Genomic DNA, 12,939 nt, shown 5'->3' on the forward strand with positions numbered 1-12,939 from the left:
TTTAAGTCTTCTTTCAGCCGGCCTTAAGCTTGGTTTCTATAAACTCGTTGAACTCACTCACTGGCAGCGGTCGGCTGATAAAGTAACCCTGCACCTCATCGCAATCATGCTGGCTCAGGAACTGAATATGATCTTGAGTCTCAACGCCTTCAGCGATAACCGTCAAATCCAGGCTGTGTGCCATAGCGATAATTGCCTTAGTGATTGCAGAATCATTATCGTTCTGGTCGATGTGTGAGATAAACGAGCGGTCAATTTTGAGGCTGTTTACCGGCAGGCGCTTCAGATAACTCAGGGATGAGTAGCCGGTGCCAAAATCATCAATGCTGAGGGTGACGCCAAGATCGCGAATGCGGGAGAGCAGTTCAATCGCCTGATCAATATCTTCCATGACCTGGCTTTCGGTAATCTCCAGCTCCAGCAGATGTGCCGGAATATTATGCTTATCCAGCAGCTCGGATATCTGATCTGCCAGATTTCCGCGGCGCAGCTGGCCGGCCGCGACATTCACAGAGATACGAATCTCCCAGCCCCGGCTTAGCCAGGAGCTGGTCTGCCGGCAGGCTTCTTCCAGAACAAAGTCGCCAATCTCATTAATCAGACCGGTCTCTTCTGCAATGCCGATAAATGAGCCCGGCATAATCAAGCCCTGCTCGGGATGATTCCAGCGAATCAAAGCTTCGGCCGTGGTGATGCTTTCCTCGTTCAGGCTCATCTTGGGCTGGTAATACACTTCAAGCTGATCGCCGCTGATGGCCTGACGCAGGCTGCTTTCCAGCGCCAGCCGCTCCTTGGATGTTGTGCTCAATGAGCTGTTGAACAGCTGAACCGTGTTGCCACCCAGAGTTTTGGCCTGATTCATGGCCAGGTCAGCCTGACTGATCAGGCTCTGCATCTCACGGGCATTTTCCGGGTAACGGCTGATGCCGATGCTGACGCCAACCAGAAGCTCGTGGTCGCCAATCACATACGGTGTTGAGAGTGTGCTGATAATCTCTTTGGAAAGCTCTTCCAGAATCTCCGGCTCGGTCCAGTTGTCGATAACCAGAGCAAACTCATCACTGCCAAGACGTGCGGTCGTGTTCATTCGAGCCGTATGTCTGAGCAGTCGCCGGGACACCTGCTTGAGAAGTTCATCACCCGTGCTGTGGCCAAGGGTATCGTTGATCTGCCGGAAACGATCCAGATCAATCATCACCAGAGCGACATCGGAATGATCCTGTTCAGCCTGGATGAGAGCATCGTGCAGGCGGGATTGAAGAAGAGTCCGGTTAGTCAGGCCAGTCAGAGGATCATAATTGGAGAGATACTGCAGGCGCTCCTGGGTTTCCTTATGCTGGGTCAGATCACGGAACAAGCCGACATAGTGCAGAATCTTTCCAGCCTTATCTTTAACGGCCTTAATCTGCAGCCAGATAGGGAAGGGTTGTCCGTTCTTCTTATAATCGACGAGCTCACTTTCTGCATGGCCTGACTCGGAAAGTTCCTGCAGCATGCTGAAGTAGCGTTCACGCCCGTGGTTTGGGTGCAGCTCTAGGGTCGATTTGCCAATAATATCCTTGTCTTTATAACCGGTCAGATCCCGCATGGCCTGATTGACCGTCATAAACCGGAATTTTTTATCCAGAACAAAAATACCATCGCTGGTATTTTCAAAAACCGTAACGGCCAGCTGAGCCTCTTGCTCATACTTCATTTCCAGACTGATATCGCGGCGTGTTCCCAGCATGCGGACGGCGCGCTTACGGTGATCCCACTCCACAACCTGACCGCGGTCTTCTACCCAGACCCAATGGCCAAGGGCATGGCGAATCCGGTAGCGGGCAATGTATTGCTCGGTTTTACCCCGGAGATGAGATTTGATGGCGCGCCTTACCTTGGTGACATCATCCGTGTGAATCATGTGTTCCAGATGGCCTTTAAAGCCATCCAGTTGCTCGATGTTGTAGCCGAACAGCTCCTCGAACCGGCTGTGGTAAATCTGTTCGGACTCCATGTTCCAATCCCAGAAACCGAGGCGACTGGCAGAAAGAACGCGGGTCAGGCGTTGTTCACTTTCCTGTAAGGCTTCGCTGGCCTTCTCTCTCTGTCCGATCTCTTCACTAAGGCGATCATTGGTCAGAGTCAGCTCACGGGTTCTGTTGGCAACAATCTTTTCCAGATTGAGCCGGGCATCTTCCAGCTCCTGGCGGGCCGCTTCGGTTTTGCGGTTCTCGTTAGAAAGACGCTGGCTCAGGGAGCGGTTCATCAGTTGTCTGGAAAGGGCAGAGAGCGACATCTGATGAATAAAGTAAGCGGGGTAGGAAACAGCCAATAGCAGAATAGGGCCGGCGATTGCCCAGCCCTGCAGAGCTGTACTGCCGGTTGACCAGAGCCAGATGGACATTCCCAGGACCAGCGGCGTACTGAAGAAGAAAAATGCGGGCAGGTAGGTTGAGTAAAATATTGCGCAGCTAAATACGGCAATCATCATCACCGTAAAGATAGTAACCACATGCCAGGGTTCGGAAATGGAAAAGAAGGCATAGGTTGAGCCTGCCAGCAGCAAGCCTCCGGCAAGGTTGGAAAAGTTAAACATTCTGAGCCACAGCTTTTGCCGCTTGGGCAGGCTGATCTCACTCTGGAGAAACGTCTTGCTGAGGAGTATGCGTACACCGCCGAAAGCACCAAACCCGACAACATAGAGCAGAGCTGCGGTGAGCAGGGCATCATCCCAGAACAGCCCAAAGAAGACCGTTGAACAGAGCAGGACAATGATAAATAAGCGCAGGGAGCCTTTGTGCAGAAGACGTAACTGCTCGGTGCGAATAAGTGTGCCAAGAGCGCCATCTTCATTGAGATCGGAAGATGTGACCTTTGTAGGCTCTGAAACTGAGAGAGTGTCTGTGGCCTGGTTCATAATCGCAGAATAAGGGAACCCCTGGTTACCGAGGTATCCTTACCTGTTCTTATTATTATCAGCTTGAGGGGCATCCATGCGCCCACCACTCAACAAAAACTGCTCATTTGTACTGCAGCGTGAATACCCATGCTAACGGCTCAGTATGCATTGGACAACTGTTGTATGAGGATTACTTGTAGTGAGTGCAGTGCACAATGATTACTGAACAGCAGCCAAGCTTTTCGATAAACTAATGCACTTGGCTTTTTCTCCGGAGTGACTGGCCCGAATTATGGACGTTACCGAAATTCTTGATTCCCTTAACGATGCCCAGCGTGAAGCGGTGACTCTACCGCTGAGTTCTGGTCTTGTTCTGGCCGGGGCCGGTAGTGGTAAAACACGGGTACTGGTTCACCGTATTGCCTGGCTGGTGCAGACCGAAGGTGTTTCGCCCTGGTCGATTATGGCGGTAACGTTTACCAACAAGGCTGCCGCAGAGATGCGTGGCCGTATTGAGCAGATGCTGGACATGCCTGTACGTGGCATGTGGGTGGGAACCTTCCACGGCATTGCTCACCGATTGCTGCGTGCCCACTGGAAAGAGGCAGGCCTGCCGGAGAATTTCCAGATTCTCGATAGTGATGATCAGCTGCGCATCGTGAAGCGCATCATGAAAGCCATGAATCTGGACGACACCAAGTGGCCACCGCGTCAGGCCCAGTGGTATATCAATGGTAAGAAGGACGAAGGTCTTCGCCCGCACCATATTGATCCGGGCTATGACGTCTATGAAAAGACCATGCAGACGGTCTATGCCACCTACGAACAACAGTGTCAGCAGCTGGGCGTTGTCGATTTTGCCGAACTACTGCTGCGCTCCAACGACCTGTGGCTGACCAATGAATCCCTGCGCATGCACTACCGGGAACGCTTTCGCTACGTGCTTGTGGACGAGTTTCAGGATACCAACACCGTACAGTACGCCTGGTTGCGTAATCTGGTCGGTGATCGGGACAATCTGATGGTGGTTGGTGATGATGACCAGTCTATCTATGGCTGGCGTGGCGCAAAGATCGAGAATATTCAGCGTTTTACCGAAGACTTTAAAAACGCCAAAACCATCAAGCTGGAACAGAACTACCGCTCAACCAGCACCATTCTGCAAGCAGCCAACACCGTGATTGCCAATAACCCGGGCCGTCTAGGTAAAGAGCTGTGGACTGATGGTGTGGAAGGCGATCCGATTCGGGTTTATGCCGGCTTTAATGAAGTGGATGAAGCCCGCTTTATCTGTGACCGTATCCGTGATGCGGTTGCCAGTGGTATGGCTCACAACGATATTGCCATTCTTTATCGTTCCAATGCACAGTCCCGTGTGCTGGAAGAAGCCCTGCTGCGTTCCGGTCTGCCTTATCGCATCTACGGTGGTCAGCGCTTCTTCGAGCGTGCAGAAATCAAGAATGCTCTGGCTTATCTGCGTCTGGCCAGCAACCAGGATGATGACACCTCTTTAGAGCGTGTTATTAACGTTCCACCTCGGGCGATTGGTGAGAAAACCGTTCAGGTCATCCGTGATGCTGCCCGGGAAGCCAATGTTTCCATGTGGCGAGCTGCTCGACAGATTGTTGCCCAGAAGACTCTGCCCGCCCGTGCCTCCAATGCCATCGCCAACTTTATCGAGATGATCGAAGGCTTATCGGCTTCCGGTGATGATCTGCCTCTGCATGAATTCTCTGATCACGCCATTCAGATCAGTGGTCTGATCGAGATGTATCAGAAAGAGAAGGGCGAGAAAGGCCGTGCCCGTATCGAGAACCTTGAGGAACTGGTGTCTGCCTGCCGTGAGTTCGATCCGGAAGAAACTCTGAGTGATGAAGAGCAGGAAGCCATGTCTCCACTGGATGCTTTCCTTGCTCATGCGGCACTGGAAGCGGGTGATACTCAGGCTGACCAGTTTACTGACAGCGTTCAGATGATGACTCTGCACTCTGCCAAAGGTCTGGAATTCCCGCTAGTCTTTCTGGCCGGTATGGAAGAGGGACTGTTCCCGCACAAAATGTCCATGGAAGATCCGGACGGTTTGGAAGAGGAGCGTCGTCTTTGCTACGTGGGCATTACCCGTGCGAAGGAAGAGTTGTACATGACTTATGCAGAGAACCGTCGTCTGTATGGTCAGGATACTATGAACCGGCCGTCTCGTTTCCTGCGTGAAATTCCACGGGAGCTGCTGGAAGAGGTGCGCCTCAATGCCAGTATCAGTCGTCCGGTTACAGCTTCTGTGCGGGCAACAGGTCGAGGTTTTGCCGGTTCTGACGTTCCGGGAACGGAGCTGCGGCTTGGTCAACGGGTTGAGCATGAACTCTTTGGTGAAGGTGTTGTTCTGAACTTTGAAGGACAGGGCGCGCAGGCACGGGTACAAATCAACTTTGATAATGAAGGCAGCAAATGGCTGATGGTGGCTTACGCTAAGCTCACGCCTTGCTAATGCTCTAAGGGTTAACAGACCCTAGACAGCTGCGACTTTTTGCCACATTTCATGGGAAATGTGGTCACGTAATATACAGAGCACAACGATCGGGTTGTGCTCTGGCTCCCGCCCGAAAGACCAATAATCTTCTCTAATAAAAATCTATGAATAAGAAATTTTATGTGTCTGTATGGCGCTGGCATTTCTTTGCCGGGCTTTATGTTATCCCCTTTATGCTGATGCTCTCGATAACCGGTTTGGTCATGCTGGCTTATCCATGGATTGATGCCTGGCAGTACGGCGAAAAACTTACAACGGTTGAGCAGGCTTCCACTTCGACCTCTCTGGAACAGCAAGCCTCTGTCGTACGTGCCGCTTATCCCGATGATAGGGTCGCCCAGTATTTGCCTCCCATCAATGAGCATCGTTCAAGCATCTTCAAGCTAGCTCGCGAAGGTAACAGCACATTACTGGTGTTTGTGAACCCTTACAGCGCAGAGATTCTGGGTAGTTTTGATAACGCAGATCGCTGGTACACCATCAGTGATGATATCCATGGAACACTCTTGCTCGGTGAAGCAGGTGATGCGCTGATTGAACTGGCTGCGGGGTTAGGCTTTTTACTTTTGATGACGGGGCTGTATCTGCACTGGCCAAGCAGTGCTTCAGGTATCACTCGTATGCTGATGCCTTCATTTTTAAACCCGGTTTTATGGCGGGATAGAAAGCGCTCTTCCTGGAAAAGTGTTCATGGTTCGGCTGGTTTTTATCTCAGCTTCTTCCTGTGGTTCTTTCTTCTAACCGGAATGGCCTGGACAGGAATATGGGGCGCTAAACTTATTCAGCCATGGAGTTCTTTTCCTGATGAGCAGTCTGCAGCTGTCTGGCAATCAGAACCTGATGCCATAACACACGCGCAGCTTAATACCGATAACCTGCAAGAGGTACCCTGGGGGTTGGAAGTGTCGGCTGTCCCAGAGTCAGACAATGATCAAAACCTGTTGCCTTTAACTCTTGATCAGGCTTTCCGCCGAGCCGGAGAGCTTGGCTTCAATGTTGAGGATAAAGGTGCTTTCAGTCAGAGCTTTCGTATTGCCTTTCCGAAAGGTGAGACAGGCGTGTACAGCCTGATGTCTGTGACCATGAGTCGGGATAATACCAACCCGTTTGGTGATCGCACGGTGCACCTGGATCAATACTCTGGAGCCGTTCTGGCAGATATCGGCTTTGAGGATTACAACGCTGTTGCTAAAGCTATGGCGGCAGGCATTGCCTGGCATATGGGGTCGGCCGGTTGGTGGAATGTTATTTTGGCGGCCGCTATCTGTTTAGGTTTCATTGCATTGTCGGTAACGGGTGCTGTGCTTTGGTGGAAGCGTCGTAACGCCACATCAGGAATGCTGCCAGCGGCTCCGCCTCAGCCTTCAGACGTCACTGTACCCATGTCAGGAAAAGCGTTGATTGTATTGGTTGTACTGACCGGAGTGATATTTCCGGTTTCAGGAGCGGTTATCGCGGCCTTGGCTTTGTTCGAGCTGGGTAGATATCGGGCTGTTTACCAGCAGGGGGAAATAACATCCTGAGAAAAGAGCCAGAATATGGCGATTCACTACATGAATGGATAGTATGGTTTGGCAGAACAATAACAAAACAAAAATAAAAGGGAGAGAGAATGAAACGTCGTCACGTTCTCACCGCACTCGGAGTTGGTGCAGCCAGTGCAGCACTGGCCGGTTGCAATGGTTCAAAGGAAGAAGCTGCTTCTACTGAAGCCAAACCAGTCGCCCCCGCTGCCAAACAACAGGAAACCTATAACTGGAAGCTGGTCACCTCCTGGCCCAAGAATTTCCCGGGTTTAGGTACGGCTCCGGAACGTTTCGCCAAAATGGTTAGCGAGATGAGTGCCGGACGTTTGAATATCAAAGTGTTTGGTGCCGGCGAAATCGTCCCTGCCTTGCAGGTGTTTGATGCAGTACAAAACGGTACTGCAGAAATGGGCCATAGCGGTGCTTATTACTGGAAGGGCAAAAGTCCGGCGACGCAATTCTTTACCGCAGTTCCTTTTGGTCTGAATGCTCAGGAGATGAGTAGCTGGCTGCATAATGGTGGTGGTCAGGAGCTTTGGGATGAACTGTATGCCGGCTTTAATCTCAAGCCTTTTGCTGGCGGCAGCACCGGGGTGCAGATGGCTGGCTGGTTCAACCGTAAAATTGAATCTCTGGAAGACCTGAAAGGCCTGAAGATGCGTATCCCGGGTCTGGGCGGCGAAGTCCTCAAGCGTCTTGGTGGTTCTCCGGTGAACGTACCCGGGGGTGAACTGTTTACTGCCCTGCAGACCGGCAGCATTGATGCCACTGAATGGGTTGGTCCTTACAACGATATGGCCTTTGGTCTCTATAAGGCTGCGAAGTACTATTACTACCCAGGCTGGCATGAGCCCGGTTCAACGCTGGAATTCACCATTAATTTGGAAGCGTGGAATGCGCTGCCAGATGATCTGAAAGCTATTGTTGAATATGCGACGAAAGCTGCACATCTTTCCATGCTGGATGAATACACGGCACGGAATAATCAGGCACTGCAGCAGTTGAAGAATGATCATGGCGTGCAGGTCTTGAAGCTGCCAGACGATGTACTGATTAGTCTTCGCGAGACAGCAGAGCAGGTTGCTAAAGAAGTCGCTGCGGGTGATCCGATGTCCGGTAAGGTTTATGCGTCGTTCAGCAAGTTTGCCAAGCAGGCGGCGGAGTATCACAAGATCTCCGAAATGGCTTACTACGATGCCCGAATGCTGTAAGGCATCTTTATGAAAAACGAAGGGCGGCTATCAACAATAGCCGCCCTTTCTGTATTCAGGGGAGAACGCTTAAGGCGTGAAACCCTCTGCCTGCAATAGCAGAAGTAAAGAGTTGGGCTTGCTCACCGTCACCTGTTAAATGGGCAATATGTTTGGGAGTCGCTGTTTCCTCGTTTATATGGTTACCCAGAAGGCTAAAAACTCTTCGAGCGATGGCTTCACCGGAATCCACCCACGTAACATCAGGCATAACAGTAGAGAGTTCTTCTCTTACTAATGGGAAGTGTGTACAGCCCAGAACGATATGGTCGGGTTGAACATCCGCTTCAAGAAATGGGTGCAGAATAGTTTCCAGCTTCTGTGTGGATATAGCCTCACCACAGAAGGATGACTCCGCTATATGTACCAGATCTGTTGAACCAACCTTGATAACGCTGCAATCGCTGGCGAATTCGTGAATCAGGTTGTCGGTATAGTTGCGGTTCACTGTTCCCGGTGTAGCAAGAAGGCCAATGCATCTATTTTGGGAAAGCGTCGCAGCGGTCTTTATGGCAGGAACGACACCCACAACCGGAATATCCAACCGTTCCCTTGCTGCTGTTAAGGCTACGGTGCTGGCTGTGTTGCAGGCGATAACAACCAGAGCCGGAGAGTATCGTTCGTTAAGAAGCGAAAGGTAATGACAGACTCTTTCCGTTACCTCGTCTTCCGGCTTTGGCCCGTAAGGAAATCCTGCGTTGTCTGCGCAGTAAACCACCGGCAGCCAGGGCATCATCCGGTTGATTTCATCAAAAACAGTCAGGCCTCCGGCGCCGGAGTCCAGTATCACAATTGGGTTCAAGAGAAGCTCGTTCCGTAGGGGTTCCGTTATTCCTTGCTCTTATCATTGTAAAGGCTAATACCATGAGGCCAATACGAGGGATTACTTTTTAGACCTGTTTCTCTCTCGGCGTGTAAATTTGCCAAACTGCTCTATCTTTCCGCCGACCATTTGAAATATTGGGAGCAGCCAACATGCAGATGATTAAAAGATTCGCGTTAGTGGTTGGGTTGGGTATGGCTGCATCAGGAGCGAACGCAGGTCTGTTTCTCTATAGCTTCTCTTTTATGAACAGCATCACTGTGCACTTGTTCAATAATGGTCAGCCCGTCAGCGGTGGTACTGTTGATGTTTTCAATGCCAATGGTCGCAAGGTTGATACCCTGCAGGTAGAGAACGGAGAGGCCCAATTCCGCTTTCCATTCCTGGGGCCTTATGTGCGTCTGGTTGCCCATGCTGACGGTCTGTCCGCACAGTATTTTCAAAACAGAGAAAGCTACGTAGATCATTGATTCTATTTGACTTGTTGGCGACCAATTGTTAATCATGCTTCCCCTTAACCGTAAGGCTGATTGCTATGCCTCTGTTCTCTTTCGATCGAAGTGTTCTGGATCAATATCCGGCTCAAGCACACTCTCTGTTGGAGACTTTAGTATTCACCCAGGCTGGTGTTCTTAAAGCCGCCCAGGTCAGTGAACTTACTGCGGCCCTTTCAGTAGATGAAGAGGCATTGCCCGAACGTCTGCTGGCTATCGCTGCTGCCTGTGCAGTTGTTCCCGTCTCAAACTTTTATGTAGGTGTCGTCATCAAAGGTGGTTCCGGAAACTATTACCTCGGAGCCAATATGGAATTTGATGGTGGCTTCCTTGGCCTCAGTATTCATGGTGAGCAGTCAGCGATAAACAATGCCTGGCTGCATGGCGAGAAGAGTATTGAGTCTCTCACTGTTAACGCAGCACCATGTGGCCATTGTCGTCAGTTCCTCCATGAGCTGAACACCTCTGACAAACTGCAGGTCAACATCACTCCCCCTGAAGGCAAAAAGCACAGCGGCTCATTGCAGCACTTTCTTCCTGAAGCTTTCGGTCCTGCCGATCTGGGTGTTGATGGTGGTCTGCTGACCGGTAAACCGATCGACCTTCACATTGAAACCGATGATGAATTGGTGCGTATGGCAGCTGATGCAGCATGTCACAGTTATGCGCCTTATTCCGGTGGCTATGCAGGTGTGGCACTGGAAACTGCTGATGGCCTGCGCGTTGTTGGACGGTATGCTGAGAATGCGGCTTACAATCCAAGCTTGCAGCCTCTGGCATCGGCTCTTTCTCAACTTCGTTTTCAATGTCTGGGTAAGAAGGTTGAGCTGAAGCGCATGGTGATGGTGGAGAAGCACTCCCATGTTCATCATGCCAGCCACGTGTCTGCACTCAGAGAACAGTTCCCGCATGTCGAAATGGAACTGATCCAGGTCGCCTGAGCAGACAGACTGCCACTCTATTGATTCAGACCTATTGAGCTCTGAGTGTGGCTGATGCACAGTTCTCCCCATGTAATAAGATCTTCTCTATAAGAACAGACATGGGGAGCGTGCTGTGGGTACAGTGGCTGCAGAGGCACAGGAAAGCACAACAACATTCACTGATTATGATGTCATTATTGCGGGGGCCGGAATGGTAGGCGCCGCGATTGGTTGTGCCCTTGGGCAGGCCGGAATGCGTGTTGCCCTCTTTGATCCTGCATTACCTGAAGCCTTTGATTCAAATTCCCAACCGGATATCCGGGTTTCAGCCTTGAGCCCTGCCTCTATTTCTTTTCTTGATAAGCTCGGTGCCTGGAGCGCGATCAAGGATATGCGCACCTGCCCCTACCGGCGTATGGCTGTGTGGGAGAAGCTTCATGATCCGTTATCAGGAAAGCTAGTCACTTCCCGCTTCAATCAAACCATGTTTGACTGCAAAGAAGTGGGTACGGAAGAACTGGGTTTTATTGTTGAGAATCGAGTGACCCAGCTCGCACTGCATGCTGTCTTAAAAAACATCCCGAATATTGAACTGATCGCTCCCGCGAAACCGGCAAGTGTGAATATGGCCGGAGAGTATGCGGTCGTCACCCTCGATAATGGCACGAGCCTGAGAGCAAAACTATTGGTCGGGGCTGATGGGGCCAACTCCTTTGTGCGTCGCAGCTGTAATATTGGTCTTGCCAGCGAAGACTATGAGCAGAGAGCTTTGGTTGCCACAGTCGAGATACCGGAAGGTCCGCTGGATATTACCTGGCAGGCTTTCACTGCAACCGGGCCTTTAGCGCTACTTCCACTGCCTGAGTGCGGAGGCAAGCATTATGCCTCGCTGGTCTGGTACAACCTTCCAGAAAACATCAACAGATTGATGTCTCTCTCTGGGGCGGAGTTCCTTGATGATGTTCGCTCACACTTCCCGGAAGAGTTGCCTGAAATGCACTCTCTTATAGAGAGAGGCTTCTTTCCTTTGACGCGCCGGCATGCTTCTACCTATATAAAGGAGAAGGTTGTTCTGGTCGGGGATGCTGCTCATACCATCAACCCTCTGGCGGGACAGGGAGTAAACCTTGGCTTTCAGGATGCGGCGACTCTGTCGGAGACAGTAATAGAGGCTTATAAAGCAGGAGAGGCATTTGGTTCCCACAGTGTCTTAGCCGGTTATGAGAAAAAGCGCCGTCCTGAGAATACTCAGATGCAGAAAGTGATGGATGTGTTCTACCATCTCTTCAGTAACGACAATATGCCGTTAAAGGTTGCGCGTAATATTGGCTTAACGCTGGCAGGCAACTTCCCCTATGGCAGGAAGAAAGTCATGCGTTACGCCATGGGGTTGGAAAAGCCTATCACCTGGCCTTTTCAATAAGAGGGTTTTAAGGTGCTGAACCAGTGTCCTGTTCAACACCTTAAATAAGCGGGTATCGTATAGTGGTTATTACGCGAGCTTCCCAAGCTCGACAGGCGGGTTCGATTCCCGCTACCCGCTCCAGCTTTCAAATCGTCTGAATTTTTCTATTTAACATTCAGAATGCGTATTGATCACACCTTGACCTCATCCTGACTCTCTCTATAATGCCGCCTCGTTGTCACGGACAACCGGACCGAATTAACTTTCCCCCGGGAAGGAAAATGAGGATTGACAGAAAAGAGTTACGCTGTAGAATGCGCATCTCGTTGTCACCGGTGACCACCGAGACAGCATCGTTAAGTGATCTTAACTGGTTGATTTGAAAGCGGTTTTGAAAATCGGATTTGAATCAGCACTGAAACGAATCACTTGACACTGATCGGGCCATCAGTAAAATGGCGGCCTCGCTTGAGCGACCCGAACTTCTTTTAAAAAGAGCTCGGATTGGAAACAAGTTCAAGTGTTCCTCTTCACAAGATGCGATGAAGAGTGATCTTTAACAAAGAATTCAGACAATTCGTGTGGGCGCTTGTCTGGCAGGATGAAGCTTTCTTCTCCACTCCTCGTGAGTATGAAGAAATGCAAAAAATACTTTGTTCTGTTAAACAAGTGACTCATCAATTTATTGAGAGTAATTTGCGTAATAGAGCCGCTTCTCTACCGTCTTCGGACTGTGGGGATGCAAGCGATTTAAACTGAAGAGTTTGATCATGGCTCAGATTGAACGCTGGCGGCAGGCCTAACACATGCAAGTCGAGCGGTAACAGATCTAGCTTGCTAGATGCTGACGAGCGGCGGACGGGTGAGTAATGCATAGAAATCTGCCTGGTAGTGGGGGATAGCCCAGAGAAATTTGGATTAATACCGCATACGCCCTACGGGGGAAAGCAGGGGACCTTCGGGCCTTGCGCTATCAGATGAGTCTATGTCGGATTAGCTTGTTGGTGAGGTAATGGCTCACCAAGGCGACGATCCGTAGCTGGTCTGAGAGGATGATCAGCCACACTGGGACTGAGACACGGCCCAGACTCCTACGGGAGGCAGCAGTGG

The 12,939-nt window shown here is 50.8% G+C and carries 8 protein-coding genes, 1 tRNA gene and 1 rRNA gene; 8 read left to right on the forward strand and 2 right to left on the reverse strand.

Going from position 1 to position 12,939, the window contains the following annotated elements; genetic code table 11:
* Positions 1-13: 13 nt before the first annotated feature.
* Positions 14-2,899: an EAL domain-containing protein gene (locus EHSB41UT_RS11365; protein ID WP_087109822.1), complete on the reverse strand. Its 2,886-nt coding sequence runs from the start codon at positions 2,897-2,899 to the stop codon at positions 14-16.
* A 274-nt stretch (positions 2,900-3,173) separates the two neighbouring features.
* Here EHSB41UT_RS11365 and uvrD point away from each other — a divergent pair, with 274 nt between their 5' ends.
* The 3 genes from uvrD (at position 3,174) to EHSB41UT_RS11380 (ending at position 8,145) form a co-directional block, all read left to right on the forward strand.
* Positions 3,174-5,366 carry a DNA helicase II gene (uvrD, locus tag EHSB41UT_RS11370; RefSeq protein WP_087109824.1) on the forward strand — a complete coding sequence of 731 codons (2,193 nt, stop codon included), beginning with the start codon at positions 3,174-3,176 and terminating at the stop codon, positions 5,364-5,366.
* Between the two features lie 146 nt (positions 5,367-5,512).
* Entirely contained in the window at positions 5,513-6,931 is a 1,419-nt protein-coding gene (locus EHSB41UT_RS11375; RefSeq protein WP_087109826.1) for a PepSY-associated TM helix domain-containing protein, read from the forward strand.
* Positions 6,932-7,020: 89 nt separating this feature from the next.
* The gene (locus EHSB41UT_RS11380; RefSeq protein WP_087109828.1) at positions 7,021-8,145 is read left to right on the forward strand and encodes a TRAP transporter substrate-binding protein; all 1,125 of its coding nucleotides are present in this window, start codon (positions 7,021-7,023) and stop codon (positions 8,143-8,145) included.
* 55 nt (positions 8,146-8,200) lie between these two features.
* Here the strand turns inward: EHSB41UT_RS11380 and murI are convergent, their stop codons facing one another.
* On the reverse strand, positions 8,201-8,986 hold the full coding sequence (gene murI, locus EHSB41UT_RS11385) for a glutamate racemase (protein WP_165767229.1): 786 nt from the start codon (positions 8,984-8,986) through the stop codon (positions 8,201-8,203).
* Between the two features lie 173 nt (positions 8,987-9,159).
* On the opposite strand from murI, the gene EHSB41UT_RS11390 reads away from it, so the two are divergent.
* From EHSB41UT_RS11390 to EHSB41UT_RS11410, 5 genes are all read left to right on the forward strand, one after another.
* Entirely contained in the window at positions 9,160-9,477 is a 318-nt protein-coding gene (locus tag EHSB41UT_RS11390; protein WP_087109832.1) for a hypothetical protein, read from the forward strand.
* Positions 9,478-9,542: 65 nt separating this feature from the next.
* A complete protein-coding gene (gene cdd, locus EHSB41UT_RS11395; RefSeq protein WP_087109834.1) occupies positions 9,543-10,442 on the forward strand; it encodes a cytidine deaminase in 900 nt (299 codons plus the stop codon).
* 115 nt (positions 10,443-10,557) lie between these two features.
* Positions 10,558-11,847 carry a UbiH/UbiF/VisC/COQ6 family ubiquinone biosynthesis hydroxylase gene (locus EHSB41UT_RS11400; RefSeq protein WP_242667286.1) on the forward strand — a complete coding sequence of 430 codons (1,290 nt, stop codon included), beginning with the start codon at positions 10,558-10,560 and terminating at the stop codon, positions 11,845-11,847.
* 48 nt (positions 11,848-11,895) lie between these two features.
* Positions 11,896-11,970, forward strand: a tRNA-Gly gene (locus EHSB41UT_RS11405).
* Positions 11,971-12,581: 611 nt separating this feature from the next.
* Positions 12,582-12,939 (forward strand): 16S ribosomal RNA (locus EHSB41UT_RS11410); the annotation flags it as partial.

Source organism: Parendozoicomonas haliclonae, from assembly GCF_900174585.1.
GTDB classification, from domain to species: Bacteria; Pseudomonadota; Gammaproteobacteria; order Pseudomonadales; family Endozoicomonadaceae; genus Sansalvadorimonas; species Sansalvadorimonas haliclonae.

Excerpts from the sequence above, each read along its gene's own strand:
- EHSB41UT_RS11365 (WP_087109822.1), bottom strand. The coding sequence starts at position 2,899 with ATGAACCAGGCCACAGACACTCTCTCAGTTTCAGAGCCTACAAAGGTC.
- uvrD (WP_087109824.1), top strand. The coding sequence starts at position 3,174 with ATGGACGTTACCGAAATTCTTGATTCCCTTAACGATGCCCAGCGTGAA.
- EHSB41UT_RS11375 (WP_087109826.1), top strand. The coding sequence starts at position 5,513 with ATGAATAAGAAATTTTATGTGTCTGTATGGCGCTGGCATTTCTTTGCC.
- EHSB41UT_RS11380 (WP_087109828.1), top strand. The coding sequence starts at position 7,021 with ATGAAACGTCGTCACGTTCTCACCGCACTCGGAGTTGGTGCAGCCAGT.
- EHSB41UT_RS11390 (WP_087109832.1), top strand. The coding sequence starts at position 9,160 with ATGCAGATGATTAAAAGATTCGCGTTAGTGGTTGGGTTGGGTATGGCT.
- cdd (WP_087109834.1), top strand. The coding sequence starts at position 9,543 with ATGCCTCTGTTCTCTTTCGATCGAAGTGTTCTGGATCAATATCCGGCT.